The following is a 25,699-nucleotide window of genomic DNA, read 5'->3' as shown; positions in this document are numbered from 1 at the left end:
GGCGCTCCTCGGGTTGCGGCGGTGGACGTACGGGAGGTGAGAGCTTTACTGGCGTATCGCTTCGGGGACGTACGGCTCGGAGACGCTGCGAGGGCGGGACTTCGGGGACTTCGGGGGCTTCGGCGGGAGCGGGGGCTTCGGCGGGAGCGGGGCCGGGTCAGGGCGCGGCGGCAGGCGCCGGGCCCGAGCTCGCCCTTACGGTCAACTCGGGTGCCAGCAAGGTCACTTCGTCCGTGCCGTGCCCCTCCAGCTTGGCCACCACCAGATCCACCGCGCGCCGCCCCATCTCCTGCGCGGGGATCGCGACCGAGGTCAGCCGCACCGAGGCCTGGGTGGCCACCTGGTCGGGGCAGATCGCCAGTACCGAGATGTCCTCGGGGACCGCGCGGCCCTGCTGGCGCAGCAGGCTCAGCAGCGGGTCGATGGCGGCCTCGTTCTGCACCACGAAGCCGGTGGTGCCCGGCCGCTCGTCGAAGATCCGGGCCAGCGCCCCGGCCATCGACTCGTAACTGCCCTCGCAGGGGCGGTGCAGCAGGCGCAGGCCCAGCTCGTGGGCGCGGCCGCGCAGCCCCTCCAGCGTCCGTACCGCGAAGCCGGTGTGGCGCTCGTACACCGCCGCCGCCTCGCCGACCACGGCGATCTCGCGGTGGCCGAGCCCGGCCAGATGGTCGGCGCACAGCGCGCCGGTCGCCGTGAAGTCGAGGTCGACGCAGGTCAGTCCGACGGTGTCGGCGGGCAGCCCGATCAGCACGGTGGGCTGGCGGGCGTCCCGCAGCAGCGGCAGCCGCTCGTCCTCCAGCTCCACATCCATCAGGATCATGGCGTCGGCGAGCCCGCTGCCGGTGACCCGGCGCACGGCCGCCGGACCCTCCTCGCCGGTCAGCAGCAGCACGTCATAGCCGTGCGTGCGGGCGGCGGTGGCCACCGCGATGGCGATCTCCATCATGACGGGCACATACATATCGGTCCGCAGCGGCACCATCAGCGCGATGATGTTGGAGCGGCTGCTGGCGAGGGCGCGGGCGCCGGCGTTCGGGTGGTAGCCGAGCTCCTTGATGCTCTGCTCGACCCGCTCGCGGGTGGGGGCCGAGATCGAGCGCTTGCCGCTGAGCACATAGCTCACCGTGCTGGCGGAGACTCCGGCGTGCCGGGCGACCTCGGCGAGGGTGACCATGCGGACTCCGTCCGGATCATTGAAGCGCTTCGACTGAATTGCCGAACGGCTCTTTGCTGGCTGCGCGGATCGACAGTAGACCCGTCCACGTTCAGTGTCCAGATAGTCGAAGCGCTTCAACTGCCCCTTTTTCCGCCGTACTCCGCCGTCTGGTGCCGCACACTTTGCCGCCTCGCCCGACCGGAGGCACACTGGCACCGTACGTGCCGGTAATGTCACGAGATAGCCCATTTCGCGGCAAGGGAGCACCGATGACCGCATCATCCGTCAGGCCGGTGTCCGAGCGCGAGGCGCGCCGGGTCGCCGAGGCAGCCCGCGAGCAGGTTTGGCACAAGCCGAGCTTCGCCAAGGAACTGTTCCTCGGCCGCTTCCGGCTCGATCTGATCCACCCCCACCCCGCCTCCGCCCCGGACGATGTGCGGCGCGGTGAGAAGTTCCTCGAGAAGCTGCGCGAGTTCTGCGAGACGAGCATCGACTCCGCCCGCATCGAGCGCGAGGCCATGATCCCCGACGAGACCGTCCAGGGCCTCAAGGAGATCGGCGCGCTCGGCATGAAGATCGACCCCAAGTACGGCGGAGCCGGCCTCACCCAGGTCTACTACAACAAGGCACTGGCCCTGGTCAGCTCGGTGAGCCCGGCCATCGGCGCGCTGCTCTCCGCCCACCAGTCGATCGGTGTGCCGCAGCCGCTCAAGCTGTTCGGCACCCAGGAGCAGAAGGACGCCTTCCTGCCCCGCTGCGCGCGTACCGACATCTCGGCGTTCCTGCTCACCGAGCCGGATGTGGGTTCCGACCCGGCCCGGCTGGCCACCACCGCCGTGCCCGACGGGGACCACTACATCCTCGACGGAGTGAAGCTGTGGACGACCAACGGCGTGGTCGCCGACCTCCTCGTGGTCATGGCCCGCGTCCCCGCGTCCGAGGGCCACAAGGGCGGCATCACCGCCTTCGTCGTCGAGACGGCCTCCGCGGGCGTCACCGTCGAGAACCGCAACGCCTTCATGGGCCTGCGCGGCCTGGAGAACGGAGTGACCCGCTTCCACCGGGTCCGGGTCCCCGCCGCCAACCGCATCGGCCCGGAGGGTGCCGGGCTCAAGATCGCCCTGACCACGCTCAACACCGGCCGGCTCTCGCTGCCCGCGATGTGCGCGGGCTCCGGGAAGTGGTGTCTGAAGATCGCCCGTGAGTGGTCCGCGGCCCGCGAGCAGTGGGGCAAGCCGATCGCCCGCCACGAGGCCGTCGGCACCAAGATCTCCTTCATCGCGGCGACCACCTTCGCCCTGGAGGCCGTCATCGACCTCGCCTCCCAGATGGCCGACGAGGACCGCAACGACATCCGTATCGAGGCGGCGCTGGCCAAGCTCTACGGCAGCGAGATGGCCTGGCTGATGGCCGACGAGCTGGTCCAGATCCGCGGCGGCCGCGGCTTCGAGACCGCCGCCTCGCTCGCCGCCCGCGGCGAGCGGGCCGTCCCGGCCGAGCAGATGCTCCGCGACCTGCGCATCAACCGCATCTTCGAGGGCTCGACGGAGATCATGCACCTGCTGATCGCCCGCGAGGCCGTGGACGCCCATCTGTCCGTGGCGGGCGACCTCATCGACCCGGACAAGTCCCTGTCCGACAAGGGCAGGGCGGCCGCCAAGGCCGGCGGCTTCTACGCCCGCTGGCTGCCGGGCCTGGTCACCGGCGCCGGCCAGCTCCCGCGCGCGTACGCCGAGTTCCACCCGCCGCGCCACCGCGACCTCTCCCCGCACCTGCGCTATGTCGAGCGCTCGGCGCGCAAGCTCGCCCGCTCCACCTTCTACGCCATGTCCCGCTGGCAGGGCCGGATGGAGACCAAGCAGGGCTTCCTCGGCCGGATCGTCGACATCGGCGCGGAGCTGTTCGCCATGAGCGCCGCCTGCGTACGGGCGGAGATGCTGCGCACCACGGGCGACCACGGCGTCGAGGCGTACCAGCTGGCCGACGTCTTCTGCCGGCAGGCGCGAATCCGCGCCGAGGAGCTCTTCTCCCGGCTGTGGACCAACACCGACGAGCTCGACCGCAAGGTCGTCTCGGGCGTCCTGGCGGGCTCGTACGCCTGGCTGGAGGAAGGCGTGCTCGACCCCAGCGGCGACGGCCCCTGGATCGCCGACGCCACGCCGGGCCCGCCCACCAAGGAAAACGTCCACAGACGCGTCTGACCCGGCGGCCCCGGGCCCGTAGTTGCGCCCGGGTCCCCCATCCGGGCGCAACCATCAATTGAGCGACCCTCACGGCGAGCAACCAGGCCCGCGAGAGCGGCGCCGGTTTAGGCGCAGAGAGGGGCTAGGGCAACAATGGGGCAATGACGGATTCCCTCGCTGACCCGCACCTCCGCTTTCCGGCGGCCACCGCCGCCACCGGAGGCCCGCGCGACGTCGTGATCCTCGGCTCCACCGGATCGGTGGGCACCCAGGCCATCGACGTGGTGCTGCGCAACCCCGACCGCTTCCGGGTGACCGGGCTGTCCGCCGCCGGCGGGCGGGCGGGGCTGCTCGCCGAGCAGGCCCACCGGCTCGGGGTGCGGACCGTCGCGGTGGCCCGGCCGGAGGCCGTGCCCGAGGTGCGCGAGGCGCTGGCCGCGCTGTACGGGGCGGGGGAGCGGCAGCCGGAGGTCGTGGCGGGGCCCGACGCGGCCACCGAGCTGGCCCGCTCCGAGTGCGACACCGTGCTCAACGGCATCACCGGCTCCATCGGCCTGGCGCCCACCCTCGCCGCCCTCGAGGCGGGCCGGGTGCTCGCGCTGGCCAACAAGGAGTCGCTGATCGTCGGCGGCCCGCTGGTCAAGGCCCTGGCCAAGCCCGGGCAGATCGTGCCGGTCGACTCCGAGCACTCCGCCCTCTTCCAGGCGCTGCTCGGCGGCACCCGGCAGGAGGTCCGCAAGCTGGTGGTGACCGCGTCCGGCGGGCCGTTCCGGGGGCGTACGAAGCAGGAGCTGACCGAGGTCACGCCCGAGCAGGCGCTGGCCCACCCCACCTGGGACATGGGCCCGGTGATCACAATCAACTCCGCGACCCTGGTCAACAAGGGGCTGGAGGTCATCGAGGCGCATCTGCTCTACGACATTCCCTTCGACCGGATTGAGGTTGTGGTCCACCCGCAGTCGTATATCCACTCGATGGTCGAGTTCATTGACGGTTCCACGCTGGCGCAGGCGAGTCCGCCCGATATGCGGATGCCGATCGCGCTCGGTCTCGGCTGGCCGGACCGGGTGCCGGACGCCGCGCCCGGCTGCGACTGGACCAAGGCGCACACCTGGGAATTCTTCCCGCTGGACAACGACGCGTTTCCCTCGATCGGCCTCTCCCGCCACGTCGGAGCGCTCGGCGGCACCGTGCCGGCCGTCTTCAACGCGGCGAACGAGGAGTGCGTGGACGCCTTTCTCGCCCGGAAGCTGCCCTTCAACGGAATCGTCGATACGGTCGCCCAAGTGGTGGCCGAACACGGCACCCCCTCTGCGGGAACCCGGCTCACGGTGGAGGACGTCCTCCAGGCCGAGGAGTGGGCCCGCGCCCGCGCCCGTGAACTCGCCGCCCGCTCGGCGAACGCGACACCGGAGGCTCACGCATGACGACACTGATGATGACCATTCTCGGCATCGTCGTATTCGTCCTCGGACTGCTCTTCTCGATCGCCTGGCACGAGCTCGGCCATCTCTCCACGGCCAAGCTCTTCGGTATCCGGGTGCCGCAGTACATGGTCGGCTTCGGCCCGACGATCTTCTCCCGGAAGAAGGGGGAGACGGAGTACGGAGTCAAGGCGGTCCCGCTCGGCGGCTATATCCGCATGATCGGGATGTTCCCGCCCGGTGACGACGGGAAGATAACCGCGCGCTCCACCTCGCCGTGGCGCAGCATGATCGAGGACGCCCGGTCGGCCGCGTACGAGGAGCTGAAGCCCGGCGACGAGACCCGGATGTTCTACACGCGCAAGCCGTGGAAGCGCGTGATCGTGATGTTCGCCGGTCCGTTCATGAATCTGGTGCTCGCCGTGGTGATCTTCCTCGGCGTGATGATGAGCTTCGGCGTCAACACCCAGACCACCACCGTGGGCACCGTCCAGAAGTGCGTGGTTCCGGCCTCGTCCTCGACCGACAAGTGCCCCAAGGCCGCCAAGGACTCCCCGGCCAACGCCGCGGGGCTGCGGTCCCGCGACAAGATCGTCGCCTTCAACGGCGAGCCGACCTCGGACTGGAGCAGCCTCCAGCAGCACATTCGCAAGACCATCGGCCCCGCGACGATCACCGTCGAGCGCGACGGCGCCCGCAAGGATCTGCACGCGGTGCTCATCAAGAACCAGGTCGCCAAGTCGGACGGGAACGGCGGCTATGTGGAGGGGCAGTACGTCTCCGCGGGCTTCCTCGGCTTCACCCCGGCCAGCGGCGTGGTCAAGCAGTCCTTCGGCCAGTCGGTGGACCGCATGGGCAACATGGTCGAGGACGGCATCGACTCGCTGATCGCCCTGCCCTCGAAGATTCCCGACCTGTGGAACGCGGCCTTCGGTGACGGTGAGCGCAAGGCCGACTCCCCGATGGGCGTCGTCGGCGCGGCGAGGGTCGGCGGGGAGGTCGCCAACCTGGACATCCCGGCCTCCCAGCGGGTCGCCACCATGCTGTTCCTGGTGGCCGGCTTCAACCTCTCGCTCTTCCTGTTCAACATGCTGCCGCTGCTGCCGCTGGACGGCGGGCACATCGCGGGCGCGATCTGGGAGGGCGTGCGGCGACACACCGCCCGGCTGGTCCGCCGGCCCGACCCGGGGCCGTTCGACGTGGCCAAGATGATGCCGGTCGCCTATGTGATCGCCGGAGTGTTCATCTGCTTCACCCTGTTGGTCTTGGTGGCCGATGTGGTGAATCCAGTGAAAATTTCCTGATGATGAGAAATGCCCCGAAGTTCACCATTTGATGGACTTCGGGGCCGGAATGTGCTTGGCCCGGGCGTGGTGCCGTAACCTCGGACACCGGAGCCCGCCGATCTCGGGACCTTCATTCATGACCTTGGGGTTGCTCGCCAGATGACAGCCATTTCGCTGGGAATGCCGTCCGTTCCGATCAAGCTCGCCGACCGCAGAGTCAGCCGGAAGATCCAGGTCGGATCCGTGGCGGTGGGCGGGGACGCGCCGGTGTCGGTGCAGTCCATGACGACGACGGTGACCGCCGACATCGGGGCGACGCTTCAGCAGATCGCGGAGCTGACGGCCTCGGGGTGCCAGATCGTGCGGGTGGCCTGTCCGTCGCAGGACGACGCGGACGCGCTGCCGGTGATCGCGAAGAAGTCGCAGATCCCGGTGATCGCGGATATTCATTTCCAGCCGAAGTACGTATTCGCCGCGATCGACGCCGGGTGTGCGGCGGTGCGGGTGAATCCGGGGAACATCCGGCAGTTCGACGACAAGGTCAAGGAGATCGCGAAGGCCGCGTCGGAGGCGGGGGTGCCGATCCGGATCGGCGTGAACGCGGGGTCGCTGGACAAGCGGCTGCTGGCGAAGTACGGCAAGGCCACGCCCGAGGCGCTGGTGGAGTCCGCGCTGTGGGAGTGCTCGCTGTTCGAGGAGCACGGGTTCCGGGACATCAAGATCTCGGTGAAGCACAACGACCCGGTGGTGATGGTCAACGCGTACCGGCAGCTGGCGGCGCAGTGCGACTACCCGCTGCACCTCGGCGTCACCGAGGCCGGCCCCGCGTTCCAGGGGACGATCAAGTCGGCGGTCGCGTTCGGCGCGCTGCTGAGCGAGGGGATCGGGGACACCATCCGGGTGTCGCTGTCGGCGCCTCCCGTGGAGGAGATCAAGGTCGGCATCCAGATCCTGGAGTCGCTGAATCTGCGGCAGCGGCGGCTGGAGATCGTGTCGTGCCCGTCGTGCGGCCGCGCGCAGGTGGATGTGTACAAGCTGGCGGACGAGGTCACGGCCGGCCTGGACGGCATGGAGGTGCCGCTGCGGGTCGCCGTGATGGGGTGTGTGGTCAACGGCCCCGGTGAGGCGCGCGAGGCGGATCTCGGCGTGGCCTCGGGCAACGGCAAGGGCCAGATCTTCGTCAAGGGCGAGGTGATCAAGACGGTGCCCGAGTCGAAGATCGTGGAGACCCTGATCGACGAGGCCATGAAGATCGCCGAGCAGATGGAGAAGGACGGCGTCGCCTCCGGCGAGCCCCAGGTCTCCGTCACCGGCTGACCCCCGCTCCCACCGCCCGCGCGCACCACGGCCCCGCCGGTGAACGCGGGCGGTGGTCGGCGTGTCCCCCGGGGTACAGTGCGGAGAATCGAATCTTCTGGCCCTCGGCCGCAACCGGTGAGGCAATCCGACACGTGCTGACGACGTCCACCACCAGGGTGCTCGAGCCCCATGAGCTCGGCGCGGCCCTCGCGGTCCTGGACCGCGACCCGGTCTCCAACGCCTTCGTCGCCGCCCGGGTCCAGGTCGCCGGCCTCGACCCGTGGCGGCTCGGCGGCGAGATGTGGGGCTGGTACACCGGTGGCCGGCTCGAATCGCTCTGCTACGCCGGGGCCAACCTCGTCCCCATCTGCGCCACCCCTGAGGCCGTACGCGGCTTCGCCGAGCGCGCCCGCCGGGCGGGCCGCCGCTGCTCCTCCATCGTCGGCCCCGCCGACACCACCGCGGAGCTCTGGTCGCTGCTCGAGCCCACCTGGGGCCCGGCCCGCGACGTCCGCGCCCACCAGCCGCTCATGGCCACCACCGCCATGCCCGCGAACATCCCGCCCGACCCGCTGGTGCGCCGCGTCCGCAGGGACGAAATGGATGTGATCATGCCGGCGTGCGTGGCGATGTTCACCGAAGAGGTCGGCGTCTCGCCGCTCGCCGGCGACGGCGGGCTGCTCTACCAGGCCCGGGTCGCCGAGCTCGTCGCCACCGGCCGGTCCTTCGCCCGCATCGAGAACGGCCGGGTGGTCTTCAAGGCCGAGATCGGCGCCGCCACCCACCACGCCTGCCAGATCCAGGGCGTCTGGGTCGCCCCCGAATACCGCGGCCGCGGGCTCTCCGAGACCGGCATGGCCGCCGTCCTGCACTATGCGCTGAGCGAGGTCGCGCCAGTCGTCAGCCTGTACGTCAACGACTTCAACACGGCGGCCCGCGCCGCCTACCGCCGCGTCGGCTTCCAGGAGGTCGGCGCGTTCATGAGCGTGCTGTTCTGAACGAGTGTGCCGTTCTGAACTGATCGACGGCCCAGTAGGGTGCCGCCCATGCTGCATCTACCTGGCGAAGGGCCACCCGACCCGCACGGCGTCGTCGTCGGGCCGCTCGATCTCGCCGCGCGCGTGGACGAGGCCCTCGCCGTGCAGGCGGTCGCCTTCGGGCTCACCGTCGAGGAGATCGGCGTACGGCGCCACATCGTGCTGCGCCATCTCACCAGCCCCGGTGCCCGCGCGCTGGGCGCCACCACCCGCTCCGGACACCTCGTCGGCTTCGTCTACGGCATGCCCAACGACCGCACGCACTGGTGGTCCACCGTCGTCGAGCCGTATCTGCGCGACACCGGCCACGAGGGCTGGCTGGACGACTCCTTCGTCATCACCGAGCTGCATGTCCACCCCGACTACCAGCAGCACGGCATCGGCCGGTCACTGATCACCACCATCACCGACGGATCGCTCCAGCCGCGCTCCATCCTCTCCGCGATCGACGTCGAGAGCCCGGCCCGCCACCTCTACCGCGCCCTCGGCTACCGCGACCTCGCCCGCCCGGTGCTCTTCCCGAGCGCGCCGACCCCCTACGCGGTCATGGGCGCCCCGCTCCCGCTGCGCCGCTGACGCCGCCCCGGCGTTCATTTCCCGCCGCACAGCGGCAGCGGCTAATCTCCTGGTCATCCCATCTCGTACGCAGGAGAAGAACCATGGCCCACGTCCAGCGCATGTCCAAGTCGATGTTGAAGACGCTGCGCGAGGACCCGGCCGATGCCGAGACCGCCAGCCATAAGCTGCTCGTCCGCGCCGGCTATGTCCGCCGCACCTCCGCGGGCATCTGGACCTGGCTGCCCATCGGCAAGAAGGTCCTGGAGAACGTGGAGCGGATCGTCCGCGAGGAGATGGACGCCATCGGCGCCCAGGAGGTCCTCCTGCCCGCCCTGCTGCCCCGCGAGCCGTACGAGGCCAGCGGCCGCTGGGACGAGTACGGCGACCTGCTGTTCCGGATCAAGGACCGCAAGGGCGCCGACTACCTCCTCGGCCCGACCCACGAGGAGATCTTCACCCAGACGGTCAAGGACCAGTGCACGTCCTACAAGGACCTGCCCGTGATCCTCTACCAGATCCAGACCAAGTACCGGGACGAGGCCCGCCCGCGCTCCGGTGTGCTGCGCGGCCGCGAGTTCCAGATGAAGGACTCGTACTCCTTCGACACCACCGACGAGGGGCTGGCCGAGTCCTACCGGCTGCACCGCCAGGCCTACCAGCGGATCTTCGCCCGCCTCGGCCTCGACTACCGCATCGTCTCCGCGATCTCCGGCGCGATGGGCGGCTCGGCCTCTGAGGAGTTCCTGGCCCCGGCCGCGGCCGGCGAGGACACCTTCGTGGACTGTCCGAACTGCGACTACGCCGCCAACACCGAGGCCGTCAGCGTGGCCGTCACCCCCGTCGAGGGCGTCGAGCACGGCCCGGTCGAGGAGCTGGACACCCCCGACACCCCCACCATCGACACCCTCGCCGAGTTCCTGGACGTCCCGGCCTCCGCCACCCTGAAGAACCTCCTGGTCAAGGTCGACGGCGAGATCACCGCGGTGGGCGTCCCCGGCGACCGCGAGGTCGACCTCGGCAAGCTCGCCGAGCACCTCGCCCCCGCCGAGGTCGAGGTCGTCACCGCCGAGGACTTCTCCGACCGCCCCGACCTGGTGCGCGGCTACATCGGCCCGCAGGGCCTGGCCGGCACCTCCTTCCGCTACCTCGCCGACCCGCGCGTCGCCCCCGGCACCTCCTGGGTGACCGGTGCCAACAAGCCCGGCAAGCACGCGCGCAACGTCGTCTGCGGACGGGACTTCGAGGTCGACCAGTACCTGGACGTCGTGGTGGTCGAGCCCGGCGACCCCTGCCCCCAGTGCGGCGCGGGCATCCAGCTCGACCGGGCCATCGAGATCGGCCACATCTTCCAGCTCGGCCGGAAGTACGCCGACACCTTCCAGCTCGACGTGCTCGGCCAGAACGGCAAGCCGGTCCGGGTCACCATGGGCTCCTACGGCATCGGCGTCTCGCGCGCCGTGGCCGCGCTCGCCGAGCAGACCCACGACGAGTCCGGGCTGTGCTGGCCCCGCGAGGTCGCCCCGGCCGACGTCCACATCGTCGCGGCGGGCAAGGCGCTCCAGACCGAGCTGGCCCTGGACCTCGCGGACAAGCTGGGTGCGGCGGGCGTCCGCGTCCTGGTCGACGACCGCGCGAGCGTCTCCCCGGGCGTGAAGTTCACCGACGCCGAGCTGATCGGCGTGCCGACGATCCTGATCGTCGGCCGCGGCGCCAAGGACGGCGTGGTGGAGCTCAAGGACCGCCGCACGGGCGAGCGCGAGGAACTCCCCGTAGACGAGGCCCTCTCCCGCCTCACCGCCTGACGAACCCCTGGCCCCCCGCCCCGCCCCGGCCGACGCACGGCCCGGGGCGGCGCGCGTCGGCCCGTGCCGCCCGCGCCGTCGGGCCGGATCTTCCCTCGGCGGCTGGTGCGGGGTACCCCCGCAGCGCCCGGCGGGCGCGCCGGGGGCTCCGCTTCGGCCCCCTGCCGCGTCGGCCGCCGGATCGGCCCTGGGCGGGCCGGTGCGGGGCGTCCCCGCAGCAGTAGCCGGGGGCGCGGTCCAGGGGGCGCCGGGCGGTCCTGCGAGGGGCTTCGCCCCTGGGCCCCGGGGTCTGGGGCGGAGCCTCCCACGTGGCAGCGGGCGGGGTGGGGGGAAAGATCCGGGACACGGCCCGGCGCCGCCGCGAGGCGAGCCGTGGCCTACAGCCAGCCCGCGAACTCCAGCAGCAGTTCACCCCGCCGCCTGTCGCCGACCGCCGCATGCCGCAGCCCCGCCTCGACCGCCCGGAACAGCGTCCACCCCCGCAGCCGCTCCCGGTCGACGTCCAGGGAGTCCGCCAGCTTCGCGACCCGCCGCCGCACGGCCGCGGCCGGTCCCGACCCGGCGGCCAGGTCCTCAAAGCGGTCGAGCACCAGCTGCGCCAGGTCGTACGCCCGCTCGCCGACAAGCGGCGCGGGCCCGACCGCCAGCCACGGCGCGCGCTCCCCGGCCAGCACTTTCCCCTGCCGGAAGTCGCCGTGCAGCAGGACGTGTTCGGGCGCCTGCCCGGACAGCTCGGCGCGCCGCTCAAGCGCCTCGTCGAGCAGCGGCCGCGCGTCCGCCGCCCAGGTCCCCGCGGCGATCAGCCGCAGCGTCTCGACCCCCGCGCCGGTCCGGTCCGCGACCGAGGCGAAAGGGTGCCCCTCAGCGGGCGGCACCCACAGCCGGCGCATCGTGCCCGCCGCCTCCAGCAGCGCCTTGGCCTCGGGCAGCGAGCGCAGCGACACCGCGCTGTGCAGGCGCTCCAGCAGCAGCGCGCCGTCCTCCGGGTCGGCGCGCAGCAGCTGCGCCGCGCCCCAGCCGTTCCAGTGCGCCAGCGCGGCCCGCTGCTGCTCCGCGTGCGAGCCCGGAGAGGGGAACTTCAGCGCCGCGGGGGTGCCGTCGGCCTGCCGTACGAGCGCGATCAGGCTGCTGCGGCCGCCCGGGCTCGGCACCCGCTCCAGCGTCAGCTCCCAGTCGTGCAGCCGCCGCGCGACCAGCTCGGGCAGCCGGGCCAGCCAGGCGCGGCCCGGGCTCTCGGGGTCGTTGCTCAGCGAGTCCAGCAGCCGCTGCGGCAGGGTGATGGGGGCCGCTTCAGGGCCTCCGGGCTGCGGTGCCGATGCCATCGCCGAGCTGTCCCCTTCATCTCATCTTCATACGTTTCGCGCGCGGTCTGCCGCCGCACCCGTCCGTCCGCCCACCGGGCACACCATGATCCAACAGTCGTGGCCGACCGTCACAACTCGTCCGCGGCACCGCTCGGCGTCGCCGACGGACTTGCCGCGGCGGCGCGTTCGGCGAGCCCAGGGAAGGCTACGCCGCTGCCCCGCCAGCGCACCGCCCGGACCGCCGCCTCACGCAGCGCCCCGGCCGCCTCGCGGCGCAGGGCGCCCTCGGCGGCCCGGACCAGATCGGCGTAGACGGCGGCCACCCGGCTCTCCAGCTCCGCCGCGAGCCGCACCGCGGCCGCGGCGTCCGGCACCGCGAACGGCAGCGCGTACGCGGGCGCCGCGCCCTCGGGCGTGCCGCCCAGGTCGCGCACCGTGCGCGCGAGCGCGTCCCGCCGCGCCCGGTGCGCGGCGTACCCGTCCCGCGCCTCCTGGAGCCGGTCGTCGCCGATCCGCCCGCCGACCACGCCGTATCCGTAGACGGCGGCGTGCTCGGCGGCGAGCGCCGCCTGCGTGGCCTCCAGCGCGAGAGCGCGTGCCCCGCGGCGCGCGCGGGCCGTCGAGGCGGTCATGTCAGTCCCCTTCCGCGGCGGCGCGTGCCGCCGATCGGTGTGGAGGCGGCCGGGGTCATGAGCCGCCCGCCGTGAGGAGGTACGCGTGGGCGGCGCCGCAGGCGGCGACCGAGGCCAGGAGGCGGGCCAGCTCGGGAGGGGCGTCGCGGAGGGCGGCCGTGCGGGCGTCGGCGGTGCGGCGCTCGGCGCGGGCGAGTGCCGTCAGGGCCTGCTTCTCGTCCTTCGGCACGTCCGCGGCACGCGCCTTGCCCCCAGAGGCAGAAGCAGAGGGAGACGCAGACGCGGAGGCAGACGCGGGCCGGTCGGCCGAGCGGAAGGCCTCCAGGTGGCGGGCGGTCTCCTCGCGCAGCGGCCCCAGCCGGTCCGCCAGCCTCGGATGCACGTCCGCGGTCGCGTCGTAGCGTGCCAGGAGCGCGGCGGAGTCGCGCGCGCCCCGGGTCCGCAGCCGCTCCTCGTCCGACCGGGAGCCGGACGCGTCGGGCCGGGACCCGGAGTCGCCCGAGCAGCCGGCCAGCAGCGCGGCGCCCGCCGCCGCGCCGCCGCCCAGCAGAAGGTTCCGCCGACCAGACGAGAATCGGCCAAAGGAGAGCGGGCCAAAGGAGAGCACGCCGGAAGGGCGCGGGGGCGCGTCGGAGGGCAGGGGCGCGCCGGAAGGGCGCGGGTGGGGTGAGGGGGTCGTGATCGTCACGTTCCTCTTTCCGGGCTGCGACCGGTCCCGGCCGCCGTTGGTGATCACAGCAGGCGAGCGTACCCGCGCGCGGGCCGACCGCCGGGCACCAGCCACCGAATCGTCAGTCGGCCGCCGGAACGGATAGGCTTTGACCTGACACGCGACCTTCCCACAACAGCACACGCGGCCGAGGAGTCACCCGGATGAGCACCACCCAGAGCGAGAGGCTGCGCGGACTGCTGGAACCGCTGGTCAGCGCGCGGGACCTGGATCTGGAAGAGGTCGAGGTGACACCGGCCGGGAAGCGGCGCGTGCTCCGTATCGTGGTGGACTCCGACGACGGCGTGCAGCTGGACGCGTGCGCGGAGCTGAGCCGGGCGGTCTCGCAGACGCTCGACGACGCCGATGCGATGGGCCAGCACCCGTACGTCCTGGAAGTCACCTCTCCCGGCGCCGACCGCCCCCTGACCGAGCCGCGCCACTACCGCCGGGCCACCGGCCGGCTGATCAAGGCGCGGCTGGCGGAGGGCGGCGAGCTCGTCGCGCGGATCACCGCGGTGGACGACGAGGGGCTGGACGTGGAGGTGCCGGGCGTGAAGGGGCGCAGACCCACGGCCCGGCGGCTGGCCTTCAAGGAGATCTCCAAGGCGCGCGTGGAGATCGAGTTCAACCGCAAGCCCGCCGACAAGGCCGCGGGCGAGAGCGACGCGAGCAACGACGAGAGCAAGGAGGAGGCGTAGCCGTGGACATCGACATGAGTGCCCTGCGGGGTCTGGTTCGGGAGAAGGAGATCTCGTTCGACCTGCTGGTCGAGGCGATCGAGTCGGCCCTCCTCATCGCCTACCACCGCACGGAGGGGAGCCGCCGCCGGGCCCGTGTGGAGCTGGACCGGGCCACCGGCCATGTGACGGTGTGGGCCAGGGAGGACGCCGAGGACCTGGCGGAGGGCGACGAGCCCAGGGAGTTCGACGACACCCCCTCCGGCTTCGGCCGGATCGCCGCGATGACCGCCAAGCAGGTCATCCTTCAGCGGCTGCGGGACGCCGAGGAGGAGATCACCTTCGGCGAGTACGCGGGGCGGGAGGGCGATGTCGTCACCGGCGTCGTCCAGCAGGGCAAGGACCCGAAGAACGTTCTGGTGGACATCGGCAGGCTCGAGGCGATCCTGCCGGTGCAGGAGCAGGTCCCGGGCGAGGACTACGCGCACGGCACCCGGCTGCGCTCGTATGTCGTACGAGTGGTCAAGGGGGTGCGCGGCCCGTCCGTCACCCTGTCGCGCACCCACCCGAACCTGGTGAAGAAGCTCTTCGCGCTCGAGGTGCCGGAGATCGCGGACGGCTCGGTGGAGATCGCGGCGATCGCGCGCGAGGCCGGCCACCGCACCAAGATCGCCGTTCGGTCCACCCGATCGGGCCTGAACGCCAAGGGCGCGTGCATCGGCCCGATGGGCGGCCGGGTCCGCAGCGTGATGGCCGAGCTGCACGGCGAGAAGATCGACATCGTGGACTGGTCCGACGACCCGGCGGAGCTGGTGGCGCACGCGCTGTCACCGGCTCGGGTGAGCAAGGTCGAGGTGGTGGATCTGGCGGCGCGCTCCGCGCGCGTCACCGTGCCGGACTACCAGCTCTCCCTCGCGATCGGGAAGGAAGGGCAGAACGCCCGGCTGGCCGCCCGGCTCACGGGCTGGCGGATCGACATCCGGCCCGACACGGAACAACCAGCCGATCAAGGCTGATTCACGGGATGGCCCCCGAGGATTCAGCCGAAAACATCTGACTGTTCGATCACATCCCCCAAGGGGTGAGGTCGGCTCAGGGAGGTAGACTTAAGCAGTGTCTGGCCGCGCGCGTGCTGGCGCATGCCCTGAGAGGACCTGTGTGGGTTGCCGGGAGCGGGCGGCCAAGGACGAACTGTTGCGGATCGTGACGGCCGAGGGCGTTTGCGTCCCCGACCGGCGCGGTACGCTGCCCGGCCGGGGTGCTTATGTACACCTCACACGGGTCTGCCTCGACCTGGCGGTTCGCCGCCGGGCTCTTCCTCGGGCCTTCAGGGGGCCGGGGCCGCTCGACACCACGGCACTGCGCCGCTACGTCGAGCACGCCGAGCAGGCAGCGGCGCAGTAAGAAGTTGCAAGAACGGCACGGGACACCGTGCGGTCAGGTACCTCGCGAGTCGGAAGTAGGTCGAGATTGCGATGAGCACTCGATGAGTACGCGATGAGTACGCCCATGAAGTAGCGACGGTCCGGCGGACGACCACCCCGGACCAGAAGGAGCGAAGTGGCTAAGGTCCGGGTATACGAACTCGCCAAGGAGTTCGGAGTAGAGAGCAAGGTCGTCATGGCCAAGCTCCAAGAACTTGGCGAATTCGTCCGTTCGGCGTCTTCGACGATCGAAGCGCCGGTTGTTCGCAAATTGACTGACGCTTTCCAGCAGGGCGGCTCCGGCCGGGCCGCTGGCAAGCCCTCGGCGCCGCGCAAGGCGGCGCCCGCCAAGCCGTCCGCGCCCACTCCGGCGTCGGCGGCACGTCCCGCTGGCCCCAAGCCCCCGATGCCCGGCCCCAAGCCGGTCGTGGCCGAGGGGCCCAAGACCATGCCGTCGGCGCCCACCCCGGGCCCGCGGCCCACCGCCGGTGCCCCTGGCGCCCCTGGCGCGCGGCCGACCCCCGGCCCCAAGCCGGCCCCGGCCCAGCCCGCGGCTCCGGCTCAGCCCGAGTTCACCGCCCCGCCGTCGCCGGCCCCGGCGGCGCCCCGGCCCACCGGCGCCAAGCCGGGCGGCCAGGCCAGGCCCGGCGCCGCTCCCGGCCCGCGCCCCGGCTCCCGTCCGGGCGGCCCGGGACAGGGCCGTGACCAGGGCCAGGGCGGGCGTCCCGGCGGCGCTCCGCGCCCCGGTGGCGAGCGCGCCCCGCGTCCGGGCGGTCCCCGTCCGGCCGGTCCGCGTCCGGGCAACAACCCCTTCACTTCCGGCGGCTCCACCGGCATGGCGCGCCCCCAGGCGCCCCGTCCCGGCGGTGCCCCGCGCCCCGGCGGCCAGGGCGGCGCCGGCCCGCGTCCGCAGGGCGGCCAGGGTGGCGGTCCCCGTCCCGGCGGCGGCCCCGGCGGTCACGGTGGCGGCCCCCGTCCCACCCCGGGCGGGATGCCGCGTCCGCAGGGCGCGCAGGGCGGTGGCCCGCGTCCCGGCGGTGGCCCCGGTGGCCCCCGTCCCAACCCGGGCATGATGCCGCAGCGTCCCGCCGCGGGCCCGCGTCCGGGCCCCGGTGGCGGCGGTCGCGGTCCCGGCGGTGCCGGTCGCCCCGGTGGTGGCGGCGGCGGTCGTCCGGGCGGCGGCGGCTTCGCCGGCCGTCCCGGTGGTGGCGGTGGCGGCGGTGGCCGTCCCGGCTTCGCCGGCCGTCCGGCTGGTCCCGGTGGCGGCGGTGGCGGCGGCTTCGGTGGCGGCGGTGGCCGTCCCGGCTTCGGCGGCCGTCCCGGCGGTCCCGGTGGCCGTGGTGGCACGCAGGGCGCCTTCGGCCGTCCCGGCGGTCCGGCGCGTCGTGGCCGCAAGTCGAAGCGGCAGCGTCGCCAGGAGTACGAGGCCATGCAGGCCCCGTCCATCGGCGGCGTGATGCTGCCGCGCGGCAACGGCCAGACGGTCCGGCTGTCGCGGGGTGCCTCGCTCACCGACTTCGCGGAGAAGATCAACGCCAACCCGGCGTCCCTGGTCCAGGTGATGTTCAACCTGGGCGAGATGGTCACCGCGACGCAGTCCGTCTCCGACGAGACGCTTCAGCTCCTCGCCGACGAGATGAACTACAACATCGAGATCGTCAGCCCGGAGGAGGAGGACCGCGAGCTTCTCGAGTCCTTCGACATCGAGTTCGGCGAGAACGAGGGCGGCGAGGAAGCGCTCGTCTCCCGTCCGCCGGTCGTGACCGTCATGGGTCACGTCGACCACGGTAAGACCCGACTGCTGGACGCGATCCGCAAGACGAACGTCATCGCGGGCGAGGCCGGTGGCATCACCCAGCACATCGGTGCGTACCAGGTCACCACCGAGGTCAACGGCGACGACCGGAAGATCACCTTCATTGACACCCCGGGTCACGAGGCGTTCACCGCCATGCGTGCCCGCGGTGCCAAGTCGACCGACATCGCGATCCTCGTGGTGGCGGCCAACGACGGTGTGATGCCCCAGACGGTCGAGGCGCTGAACCACGCCAAGGCGGCGGATGTGCCGATCGTGGTCGCGGTCAACAAGATCGACGTCGAGGGCGCGGACCCGACCAAGGTGCGCGGTCAGCTGACCGAGTACGGCCTGGTGGCCGAGGAGTACGGCGGCGACACCATGTTCGTCGACATCTCCGCCAAGCAGGGTCTGCACATCGACAGCCTCCTGGAGGCCGTCGTCCTCACCGCCGACGCCTCGCTCGACCTGCGGGCCAACCCCGTCCAGGACGCGCAGGGCATCGCGATCGAGGCGCACCTGGACCGCGGCCGCGGCGCCGTGGCCACCGTGCTGGTCCAGCGCGGCACCCTGCGGGTCGGCGACACGATGGTCGCCGGCGACGCGTACGGCCGCGTCCGGGCGATGCTCGACGACAACGGCAACGCCCTGGAGGAGGCTGGTCCCTCGACCCCGGTCCTGGTGCTCGGTCTCACCAACGTCCCGGGCGCGGGCGACAACTTCCTCGTCGTCGACGAGGACCGCACCGCCCGCCAGATCGCCGAGAAGCGCGCGGCGCGCGAGCGCAACGCGGCCTTCGCCAAGCGGACCCGCCGGGTCTCGCTGGAGGACCTGGACAAGGTGCTCAAGGCCGGCGAGGTGCAGCAGCTCAACCTCATCATCAAGGGCGACGCGTCCGGTTCGGTCGAGGCTCTCGAGTCCTCGCTGCTCCAGCTCGACGTCGGCGACGAGGTCGACCTGCGCGTGCTGCACCGCGGCGTGGGTGCGGTCACCGAGACCGACATCGACCTGGCGACCGGCTCCGACGCCATCGTCATCGGCTTCAACGTGCGCGCCGAGGGGCGTGCCACGCAGATGGCCGAGCGCGAGGGCGTGGACGTCCGCTACTACTCGATCATCTACCAGGTGATCGAGGAGATCGAGGCGGCCCTGAAGGGCATGCTGAAGCCGGAGTTCGAAGAGGTCGAGCTCGGTACGGCGGAGATCCGCGAGGTCTTCCGTTCGTCCAAGCTGGGCAACATCGCGGGTGTCCTCATCCGCTCCGGCGAGGTTAAGCGGAACACCAAGGCGCGCCTCCTCCGCGACGGCAAGGTCATCGCGGAGAACCTCAACATCGAGGGTCTGCGCCGCTTCAAGGACGACGTCACCGAGATTCGCGAAGGCTTCGAGGGCGGTATCAACCTCGGCAGCTACAACGACATCAAGATCGACGACGTCATCGCCACCTACGAGATGCGCGAGAAGCCGCGCGGCTGACGCGCTGCTGCTCATCCGGGGCCGGTCGGCGGAAGTATTTCCGTCGATCGGCCCCGGCCATTGCGTGTACGGTTTTGGAGTCTGCACAGCTGAGCAGGCACACGCCTAAGGCCCCACGGGTGGCTTGACCCGGACCGCATGTATGTAGGGACGCTGTCCTTCGACCTGCTCCTCGGCGACGTTCGGTCGCTCAAGGAGAAGCGCTCTGTCGTCCGTCCGATCGTCGCCGAACTGCACCGCCGCTATGCGGTGAGCGTGGCGGAGGTCGGCGATCAGGACCTCTACCGCAGGGCCGAGATCGGCCTCGCGGTGGTCTCCGGGGACGCGAGCCACCTCACGGACGTGCTCGACCGCTGCGAGCGCTGGGTCGCCGCACGGCCCGAGGTGGAGTTGCTGTCGGTGCGCCGCCGGTTCCACGGCGCTCACGATGAGTGACGCATGACCGCACGGCTGCTTGACCGCGTGACCGTCCCGACCGCGTGGCCGCCCGGACGGGTGAGCGCCCCCGATCACCGATTGTTGAACCGAAGAAGAGAGAAGAAGACGCATGACCGACACCGCGCGGGCACGCAAGCTGGCTGACCGCATCCGGGTCGTGGTCGCGGAGACCCTCCAGCGGCGGATCAAGGACCCGCGGCTCGGCTACGTCACGATCACCGACACCCGGGTCACCGGTGACCTGCGGGAGGCGACCGTCTTCTACACGGTCTTCGGTGACGACGAGGAGCGGGCGGCCTCCGCGGCGGCCCTGGAGAGCGCCAAGGGCGTGCTGCGGACGGAGGTCGGCCGGCAGACCGGCGTGCGCTTCACCCCGTCCCTGACGTTCGTCCCGGACGCCCTGCCGGACAACGCCCGGACGATCGACGACCTGCTGGCCAAGGCCAAGGCGGCGGACGCCCAGGTGCGCCAGGCCTCTTCGGGCGCCACGTACGCCGGTGACGCCGACCCGTACCGGAAGCCCGGCGAGGCCGCCCAGGAGGCCGAGGAAGCCGCCGAGGGCCCCGGCGCCGCAGGCGCCGACAGCACCGACGGCAAGGGCTCCCCGGACGCATGACGCGCAAGGAAAGGGCCCGCTCCACGGCCCCGGACGGCCTGGTGATCGTCGACAAGCCGGCCGGCTTCACCTCACACGACGTGGTGGCCAAGATGCGCCGCTTCGCCGGGACCCGGCGGGTCGGCCACGCCGGGACGCTGGACCCCATGGCCACGGGCGTGCTCGTGATCGGCGTGGAGAAGGCCACCCGGCTGCTCGGGCATCTGGCGCTGACCGAGAAGGAGTACGAGGCGACGATCCGGCTCGGCCAGTCGACGGTCACGGACGACGCCGAGGGGGAGATCACCTCCTCCTCCGGAGTCGCCGGGACCGCCCTGACCACCGTCGAGTCCGGAATCGCGGCACTGACCGGGGACATCATGCAGGTGCCCTCCAAGGTCAGCGCCATCAAGATCGACGGCAAGCGCTCCTACGCGCGGGCGCGGGAGGGCGAGGACTTCGAGATCCCGGCGCGGCCGGTGACGGTGTCGTCCTTCACCCTCCACGCGCACCGCGAGACCAAGGCCGAGGACGGCACGCCCGTCCTCGACCTGGACGTCACCGTGGTGTGCTCCTCGGGCACCTACATCCGGGCGCTGGCCCGCGACCTGGGCGCCGGGCTGGGCTCCGGCGGCCATCTGACCGCGCTGCGGCGCACCCGGGTCGGACCGTACGGGCTGGCCGCCGCCAGGACGCTGCCGCAGCTGGAGGAGTCCCTCCAGGTCATGCCCATCGCCGAGGCCGCGGCCGCCGCCTTCCCGCGATGGGACATCGACGCGGACCGGGCCCGGCTGCTGGGCAACGGCGTACGGATCGGCATGCCGGAGCGCGAGGAGGCCGGGCCGGTGGCGGTCTTCGGCCCCGAAGGGCGCTTCCTGGCCCTGGTGGAGGAGCACAAGGGCAAGGCGAAGAGCCTGGCCGTCTTCGCCTGAGACGCGCGCTCCTGTGGCCGCTCCGCACCGCGGGGCGGCCTTCGCCGTCCCGCGGTGCGTCGCGCCCCCTTTACCCCCCTGAGGTCTCTGTCCACCGCCGAGCCCGAATTCACCCCATCGGGCAGGCGCTCAGGTGGGTTCGAGGGTGTGGAAGGGGGCGCGTTCCGGTTCGCCCGGCGCCGCCGCCACCTGCGGGGACGCCGGTCCGGGCCGCCCGTCGTGCCCACCGATGCGAAGCACACGGCGACGACATGGCAGTCTTAGACCTGCGAAGTCGACATACATGAGTTCGGGCGAGGAGCGGGCACAGTGCAGCGCTGGCGTGGCTTGGAGGACATCCCCGAGGACTGGGGACGCAGCGTCGTCACCATCGGCTCCTATGACGGGGTGCACCGGGGGCACCAGGTGATCATCAGCCGTACGGTGGCGCACGCTCGTGAGCTGGGCGTCCCGGCGGTGGTGGTGACCTTCGACCCGCACCCGAGCGAGGTCGTACGGCCCGGCAGCCACCCGCCGCTGCTCGCCCCGCACCACCGGCGGGCCGAGCTGATGGCCGGGCTTGGCGTGGACGCGGTGCTGATCCTGCCGTTCACGGCGGAGTTCTCCCGGCTGTCGCCCGGCGACTTCGTGGTGAAGGTCCTGGTCGACAAGTTGCACGCGCGGGCCGTGGTGGAGGGCCCGAACTTCCGCTTCGGCCACAAGGCCGCCGGAAACGTCGCGTTCCTGAAGGAGCTCGGCACCACCTACGACTACGAGGTCGAGGTCGTCGACCTCTACCAGCGCGGGGCGGCGGGCGGCGGCGAGCCGTTCTCCTCCACCCTGGTGCGCAGACTGGTCGCCGAGGGGGACGTCGCGGGCGCCATCGAGGTGCTCGGCCGGCCGCACCGCGTCGAGGGCATCGTGGTGCGCGGCGCCCAGCGCGGCCGGGAGCTGGGCTTTCCGACGGCCAACCTGGAGACCCTGCCGCACACCGCGATCCCCGCCGACGGCGTGTACGCGGGCTGGCTGACCGCCCAGGGCGAGGCCATGCCGGCGGCGATCTCGGTCGGCACGAACCCGCAGTTCGAGGGCACCGAGCGCACGGTGGAGGCGTACGCCATCGACCGCGTGGGCCTGGATCTGTACGGCCTGCACGTGCAGGTGGACTTCCTCACCTATCTGCGCGGCCAGGAGACCTTCTCGTCCATCGAGGCGCTGCTGGAGCGCATGGCGGACGATGTGAAGCGGGCCCGCGAGCTGGTCGAGGCGGCCGGCTCCCCCGACACCGCCTTCCGGGCGGACGACGGCCACTGACGACCCCTCCGGCGGCGGCCCGAGCGGCCGACCGGAGCGGCAACCGACGTAGAACGCCGGACGGGCTGGATCCAGCCCGTCCGGCGTTCGCGTACCCGGCGCCCTGGCGGCTCAGCCGCCCTGCGGCCCGCCCGGCTGCTGTGGCTGCTGCCAGGCCTGGGCCGGCTGTCCGGCCTGCCATGGCTGTCCGGGCTGGTTCGGCTGGCCCTGCTGCCCGGGCGCCGCCTGCCCCGGCTGACCCGGCTGCGCCTGCTGGCCAGGGTGCGCCGCGCCCGGTTGGGGCTGCTGATACGGCTGCTGCTGCCATGCCTGTTGCTGCGCCCCCGGGTAACCGGGCTGGCCGGGCTGACCAGGTTGACCGGGCTGCGGATACATCGGCTGGCCCGGCTGGCCCGGCTGTCCGGGGTACTGGGGCTGTTGCTGCTGCGGGTACGGCGACGGCTGCTGTTGCTGCTGAGGCTGCTGCGCGTACCCGCCGCCGTACTGCTGCTGCCCCGGCATGGGCGGCGCCATCTGCGGCGGCTGTGTGTTGCCCTCCGCCGTCCACAGCCCCTGTGCCTGCTGCGCGCGGGCGAAGTCCTCGGCGACCATGGCGGAGAGGTTGAAGTACGCCTCCCGGGTCTTCGGACGCATCATGTCCAGGTCCACCTCGGCGCCCGCCGCGAGATGCTCGTCGAACGGCACGACGACCACACCCCGGCACCGGGTCTCGAAGTGCGACACGATGTCCTCGACCTTGATCGTCTTGCCGGTCTCCCGGACCCCGGAGATGACCGTGATGCTGCGGGCGACCAGATCCGCGTAGCCGTGGGCGGACAGCCAGTCGAGGGTCGTACTGGCGCTGCTGGCGCCGTCCACGGACGGGGTGGAGATGATGATCAGCTGGTCGGCGAGGTCGAGGACCCCGCGCATGGCGCTGTAGAGCAGGCCGGTGCCCGAGTCGGTGAGGATGATCGGGTACTGCTTGCCCAGGACGTCGATGACGCGCCGGTAGTCCTCGTCGTTGAAGGTCGTCGAGACCGCCGGGTCCACGTCGTTGGCGAGGATCTCCAGGCCGGAGGCCGCCTGGGAGGTGAACCGCCGGATGTCCATGTAGCTGTTGAGATACGGGATCGCGGTCACCAGGTCGCGGATCGTCGCGCCCGTCTCACGCCGCACCCGGCGGCCGAGCGTGCCCGCGTCCGGGTTGGCGTCGATCGCGATGACCTTGTCCTGCCGCTCGCTGGCGAGCGTGGAGCCGAGGGCGGTGGTGGTCGTGGTCTTGCCGACACCGCCCTTGAGGCTGATCACCGCGATCCGGTAGCAGGACAGGACCGGCGTACGGATCAGCTGGAGCTTGCGCTGCCGCTCGGCCTCCTCCTTCCGGCCACCGATCTTGAACCGCGAAGGCCCGCTGTTGTTGTTCTTCTTGGGCTTCTGCTTGCCGCGGATCAGCCGGTCCGAGGACAGCTCGACGGCGGCGGTGTAGCCGAGCGGGGCCCCCGCGCCCTGGCCCGCCGGGCGCTGCCGCTGCTCGGGGCTGATGACGGGCCAGCCGCCGGTGCGCGGGTCGAGGGGGGAGTCGTTGCCGCCGCTGGGCGCGCTCGCGCCGTCGCCGGGGCGCGGATAGCCGTAGCCGCCCTGCCCGGGCTGCTGCGGGTAGCCGTAACCGGCCTGCGGGCCGGGCGCGGCGGGGCCCGGCTGCCCGGTCGGCGTGCCGGGGGCGCCGGGCGAGCCCGGGCGCTGTACCGCGGCGGCGGGGACGCCGCCGGTGGGTGTGGGCTCGGCGGCCTCGGCGGGGCGCGGGAAGCCGTAGCCGTCCTGCGGGCCGGGTGCGGCCGGTCCCTGGCCGGGGTGGGGCTGCGGGTTCCCCGGGCCGCCGGCCGGCGCCGGGAAGCCGTAACCGCCCTGCTGGGCCGCCTGGTTCTGGCCGGGCATTCCGGGCTGCGGGTATCCGTAACCACGGTGGTCGGGACCCGGCTGGGCCGGGCCGCCCTGGCCGCCGGGGCCGCCTGGAGCGCCTGGACCACCGGGGCCGCCCTGCGGGAAGCCTCCGTGCGGGCCGGGCGCGTTCACGGCCTGGACAGGCCCGGCCTGCCCGGCGGCGGGGGTGCCGTCGGGGGGAGTGCTGCCGGCGGGGCGCGGGAAGCCGTAGCCGTCCTGCGGGCCGGGTGCGGCCGGTCCCTGGCCGGGGTGGGGCTGCGGGTTCCCCGGGCCGCCGGCCGGTCCCGGGAAGCCGTAACCGCCCTGCTGGGCCGCCGGGTTCTGGCCGGGGACCGCGGGCGAGGGCTGAGGGTTGACCGGGGTGCCGGGGGCGGGCTGCCCCTCGGCGCCCGGGGCAGGCGGCGGCCACGCGGCGGCCTGCTGCGCGAACGAGCCGTCCGGACCGGGCCCGCCGGGACCGCCGGTCGCGCCGGGCGGCTGCTGTGGGGCGTCCGTACGCTGCTGCGGCAGCGGCGCCGGACCCGCGGCACCGGCGCCCTGGCCCGCGGCGCTCTGCGGCGCGGCGGGCTGGAAGTCGGGCGGCAGCGGGGGCAGTCCGGCCTGCGGCGCGGCGGGCGGGGCCCACCCGGCGGGCTGCTGAGGGGGTTGCGGCGGCTGTGCGCCGGGCGGCGCGTCCTGAGGCCCGGCCTCGGCGCCCGCCGCTTCTGTGCTCTTGGCTCTGCGATCGGCGATGTCGCGGCGCAGCGAGGCCGTGGAGAACCGCAGCGTGCCCTCGCTGCGCACATCGCCGCTCTGGGGTCCCTCGGCGGGCGGGGCGGCGTCGGCGGGCGCGGGAGGCGCGTCAGCGGGAACGGTGTTGGACGGTTCGGGTGCGCCGGTGCCGCCGGCCCCGTCGCCCGCCCGATCCGCGATCTCGCGGTTCAGGGCGGCCGGGGAGAACCGCATCGTGGCGTGGGCGCCCAGATCGCCGGATGCGGAGCCGGACTCGGCGGCCTGTGCCGCCCCGTCGTCCCGGACGCCACCGGGAGCGGTGGCGGCCCCTGCGGCCGCGTCGTCCGCCGATGCGGCGCCCTGGCCACGGCCGCCGTCAGCGGCCTCGGGAGCCGCGGGCTCCTGGACCTCGGGGGTGTCGGCCGCCGCCGGGCGCTCCGCGTCGGCCCCGGACGGCGACGCCGCGTCAGTTGCCGGGGCGTCAGCCGCGGGGCGGGCGGGCGCGCTCGGCTGAAGCGTGAAGTCGGATGAATCCGACGAATTTGGCGGCGCACCCGGCGCTTGAGGGCGCTCGGCACCGGGCTCGCGCGCGGCCTCCGCCTGCGCCGCGCCACCCTGCGCGGCCTCCGCCACGGGGGTTCCGGCGGCAGGGGTTGCGGTCGCGGGAGTACTGGCGACGGGAGTTCCGGCGGCCGGGGTTCCGGACGCGGGAGTTCCGGTGGGTGGAGTTCCGGGAGCGGGCGCACCCGCCGCCGGCCACGCGGGCGTGAAGCCGTTCGGCTCGGGAACCCCGGGTGCGGCCACCGGGCCGCCCACCGGGGGCGGGGGCGGCGCCGACGCGCTCCCGCCGATCCCCGTCCCCGTACCGCCCGCCGCCGCCGACGACGAGGAGGCGTTCTGCGTGTACCAGGCAGGCGGGGTGTAATCGATGGTGAATTCGCCCGTGTGCTCGGTCTCCGCGTCGGACCGATCATCGCCGGGTGTGGTTCCGCCCGCGCGGATCTCGTCCCGATCGCTACTCACAATGCCTCCTGGTGTGGTC

At 72.7% G+C, this 25,699-nt stretch carries 20 protein-coding genes; 15 read left to right on the top strand and 5 right to left on the bottom strand.

The window, feature by feature from the left end; genetic code table 11:
* Nucleotides 1-157: 157 nt before the first annotated feature.
* Entirely contained in the window at nt 158-1,174 is a 1,017-nt protein-coding gene (locus ACH4S9_RS42365) for a LacI family DNA-binding transcriptional regulator (protein ID WP_398376998.1), read from the bottom strand.
* Nucleotides 1,175-1,425: 251 nt separating this feature from the next.
* Here ACH4S9_RS42365 and ACH4S9_RS42360 point away from each other — a divergent pair, with 251 nt between their 5' ends.
* From ACH4S9_RS42360 to ACH4S9_RS42330, 7 genes are all read left to right on the top strand, one after another.
* Nucleotides 1,426-3,357, top strand: coding sequence for an acyl-CoA dehydrogenase family protein (locus ACH4S9_RS42360; protein ID WP_311727739.1), 1,932 nt, complete (start codon nt 1,426-1,428; stop codon nt 3,355-3,357).
* A gap of 143 nt (nt 3,358-3,500) precedes the next feature.
* Nucleotides 3,501-4,766 (top strand): 1-deoxy-D-xylulose-5-phosphate reductoisomerase, encoded by a 1,266-nt coding sequence (gene dxr / locus ACH4S9_RS42355; RefSeq protein ID WP_311727738.1) that lies wholly within the window; start codon nt 3,501-3,503, stop codon nt 4,764-4,766.
* Complete coding sequence (locus ACH4S9_RS42350; protein WP_398376996.1) at nt 4,763-6,067, top strand: M50 family metallopeptidase; 1,305 nt, start codon at nt 4,763-4,765, stop codon at nt 6,065-6,067. Before dxr ends, ACH4S9_RS42350 begins: the two co-directional genes overlap by 4 nt.
* A 141-nt stretch (nt 6,068-6,208) precedes the next feature.
* Nucleotides 6,209-7,366 carry a flavodoxin-dependent (E)-4-hydroxy-3-methylbut-2-enyl-diphosphate synthase gene (ispG, locus tag ACH4S9_RS42345; protein ID WP_311727736.1) on the top strand — a complete coding sequence of 386 codons (1,158 nt, stop codon included), beginning with the start codon at nt 6,209-6,211 and terminating at the stop codon, nt 7,364-7,366.
* A 134-nt stretch (nt 7,367-7,500) separates the two neighbouring features.
* Entirely contained in the window at nt 7,501-8,346 is an 846-nt protein-coding gene (locus ACH4S9_RS42340) for a GNAT family N-acetyltransferase (protein WP_311727735.1), read from the top strand.
* 48 nt (nt 8,347-8,394) lie between these two features.
* On the top strand, nt 8,395-8,961 hold the full coding sequence (locus ACH4S9_RS42335) for a GNAT family N-acetyltransferase (protein WP_311727734.1): 567 nt from the start codon (nt 8,395-8,397) through the stop codon (nt 8,959-8,961).
* Between the two features lie 83 nt (nt 8,962-9,044).
* Entirely contained in the window at nt 9,045-10,745 is a 1,701-nt protein-coding gene (locus ACH4S9_RS42330) for a proline--tRNA ligase (protein WP_398376994.1), read from the top strand.
* A gap of 377 nt (nt 10,746-11,122) precedes the next feature.
* On the opposite strand, the gene ACH4S9_RS42325 is transcribed toward ACH4S9_RS42330, so the two are convergent.
* From ACH4S9_RS42325 to ACH4S9_RS42315, 3 genes are all read right to left on the bottom strand, one after another.
* A complete protein-coding gene (locus ACH4S9_RS42325) occupies nt 11,123-12,067 on the bottom strand; it encodes an aminoglycoside phosphotransferase family protein (RefSeq protein WP_358847624.1) in 945 nt (314 codons plus the stop codon).
* A gap of 110 nt (nt 12,068-12,177) precedes the next feature.
* Entirely contained in the window at nt 12,178-12,681 is a 504-nt protein-coding gene (locus tag ACH4S9_RS42320) for a ferritin-like domain-containing protein (protein ID WP_311727730.1), read from the bottom strand.
* Between the two features lie 55 nt (nt 12,682-12,736).
* The gene (locus ACH4S9_RS42315; RefSeq protein WP_398376991.1) at nt 12,737-13,369 is read right to left on the bottom strand and encodes a hypothetical protein; all 633 of its coding nucleotides are present in this window, start codon (nt 13,367-13,369) and stop codon (nt 12,737-12,739) included.
* A gap of 185 nt (nt 13,370-13,554) precedes the next feature.
* Between ACH4S9_RS42315 and rimP the strand changes: the two genes are divergently transcribed.
* The 8 genes from rimP (at nt 13,555) to ACH4S9_RS42275 (ending at nt 22,023) form a co-directional block, all read left to right on the top strand.
* Complete coding sequence (gene rimP, locus ACH4S9_RS42310) at nt 13,555-14,091, top strand: ribosome maturation factor RimP (protein ID WP_358847622.1); 537 nt, start codon at nt 13,555-13,557, stop codon at nt 14,089-14,091.
* Between the two features lie 2 nt (nt 14,092-14,093).
* A complete protein-coding gene (gene nusA, locus ACH4S9_RS42305) occupies nt 14,094-15,086 on the top strand; it encodes a transcription termination factor NusA (protein WP_398376990.1) in 993 nt (330 codons plus the stop codon).
* Between the two features lie 97 nt (nt 15,087-15,183).
* Complete coding sequence (locus ACH4S9_RS42300) at nt 15,184-15,474, top strand: YlxR family protein (RefSeq protein WP_311727726.1); 291 nt, start codon at nt 15,184-15,186, stop codon at nt 15,472-15,474.
* Between the two features lie 156 nt (nt 15,475-15,630).
* Complete coding sequence (infB, locus tag ACH4S9_RS42295) at nt 15,631-18,765, top strand: translation initiation factor IF-2 (RefSeq protein ID WP_361186560.1); 3,135 nt, start codon at nt 15,631-15,633, stop codon at nt 18,763-18,765.
* A 138-nt stretch (nt 18,766-18,903) separates the two neighbouring features.
* Nucleotides 18,904-19,200, top strand: a complete 297-nt coding sequence (locus tag ACH4S9_RS42290) for a DUF503 domain-containing protein (RefSeq protein WP_398376988.1) — start codon at nt 18,904-18,906, stop codon at nt 19,198-19,200.
* A 112-nt stretch (nt 19,201-19,312) separates the two neighbouring features.
* Nucleotides 19,313-19,819, top strand: a complete 507-nt coding sequence (gene rbfA / locus ACH4S9_RS42285) for a 30S ribosome-binding factor RbfA (RefSeq protein WP_311727723.1) — start codon at nt 19,313-19,315, stop codon at nt 19,817-19,819.
* On the top strand, nt 19,816-20,730 hold the full coding sequence (gene truB / locus ACH4S9_RS42280; protein WP_398376987.1) for a tRNA pseudouridine(55) synthase TruB: 915 nt from the start codon (nt 19,816-19,818) through the stop codon (nt 20,728-20,730). Before rbfA ends, truB begins: the two co-directional genes overlap by 4 nt.
* 309 nt (nt 20,731-21,039) lie before the next feature.
* Nucleotides 21,040-22,023 (top strand): bifunctional riboflavin kinase/FAD synthetase, encoded by a 984-nt coding sequence (locus ACH4S9_RS42275; protein ID WP_311727721.1) that lies wholly within the window; start codon nt 21,040-21,042, stop codon nt 22,021-22,023.
* 111 nt (nt 22,024-22,134) lie between these two features.
* Here the strand turns inward: ACH4S9_RS42275 and ACH4S9_RS42270 are convergent, their stop codons facing one another.
* Entirely contained in the window at nt 22,135-25,680 is a 3,546-nt protein-coding gene (locus ACH4S9_RS42270) for an SCO5717 family growth-regulating ATPase (RefSeq protein WP_398376984.1), read from the bottom strand.
* Nucleotides 25,681-25,699: the final 19 nt, after the last annotated feature.

The organism is Streptomyces sp. NPDC021225 (genome assembly GCF_044332865.1).
Lineage (GTDB): Bacteria > Actinomycetota > Actinomycetes > Streptomycetales > Streptomycetaceae > Streptomyces.
Note: the sequence above shows the minus strand (reverse complement) of the source record. Positions and strands in the feature narration are given on the sequence as shown.

What these genes read in the sequence shown, in the direction of transcription:
- ACH4S9_RS42365 (WP_398376998.1), bottom strand. Translation starts at nt 1,174, where the DNA reads ATGGTCACCCTCGCCGAGGTCGCCCGGCACGCCGGAGTCTCCGCCAGC.
- ACH4S9_RS42360 (WP_311727739.1), top strand. Translation starts at nt 1,426, where the DNA reads ATGACCGCATCATCCGTCAGGCCGGTGTCCGAGCGCGAGGCGCGCCGG.
- dxr (WP_311727738.1), top strand. Translation starts at nt 3,501, where the DNA reads ATGACGGATTCCCTCGCTGACCCGCACCTCCGCTTTCCGGCGGCCACC.
- ACH4S9_RS42350 (WP_398376996.1), top strand. Translation starts at nt 4,763, where the DNA reads ATGACGACACTGATGATGACCATTCTCGGCATCGTCGTATTCGTCCTC.
- ispG (WP_311727736.1), top strand. Translation starts at nt 6,209, where the DNA reads ATGACAGCCATTTCGCTGGGAATGCCGTCCGTTCCGATCAAGCTCGCC.
- ACH4S9_RS42335 (WP_311727734.1), top strand. Translation starts at nt 8,395, where the DNA reads ATGCTGCATCTACCTGGCGAAGGGCCACCCGACCCGCACGGCGTCGTC.
- ACH4S9_RS42330 (WP_398376994.1), top strand. Translation starts at nt 9,045, where the DNA reads ATGGCCCACGTCCAGCGCATGTCCAAGTCGATGTTGAAGACGCTGCGC.
- ACH4S9_RS42325 (WP_358847624.1), bottom strand. Translation starts at nt 12,067, where the DNA reads ATGGCATCGGCACCGCAGCCCGGAGGCCCTGAAGCGGCCCCCATCACC.
- ACH4S9_RS42320 (WP_311727730.1), bottom strand. Translation starts at nt 12,681, where the DNA reads ATGACCGCCTCGACGGCCCGCGCGCGCCGCGGGGCACGCGCTCTCGCG.
- rimP (WP_358847622.1), top strand. Translation starts at nt 13,555, where the DNA reads ATGAGCACCACCCAGAGCGAGAGGCTGCGCGGACTGCTGGAACCGCTG.
- ACH4S9_RS42290 (WP_398376988.1), top strand. Translation starts at nt 18,904, where the DNA reads ATGTATGTAGGGACGCTGTCCTTCGACCTGCTCCTCGGCGACGTTCGG.
- rbfA (WP_311727723.1), top strand. Translation starts at nt 19,313, where the DNA reads ATGACCGACACCGCGCGGGCACGCAAGCTGGCTGACCGCATCCGGGTC.
- truB (WP_398376987.1), top strand. Translation starts at nt 19,816, where the DNA reads ATGACGCGCAAGGAAAGGGCCCGCTCCACGGCCCCGGACGGCCTGGTG.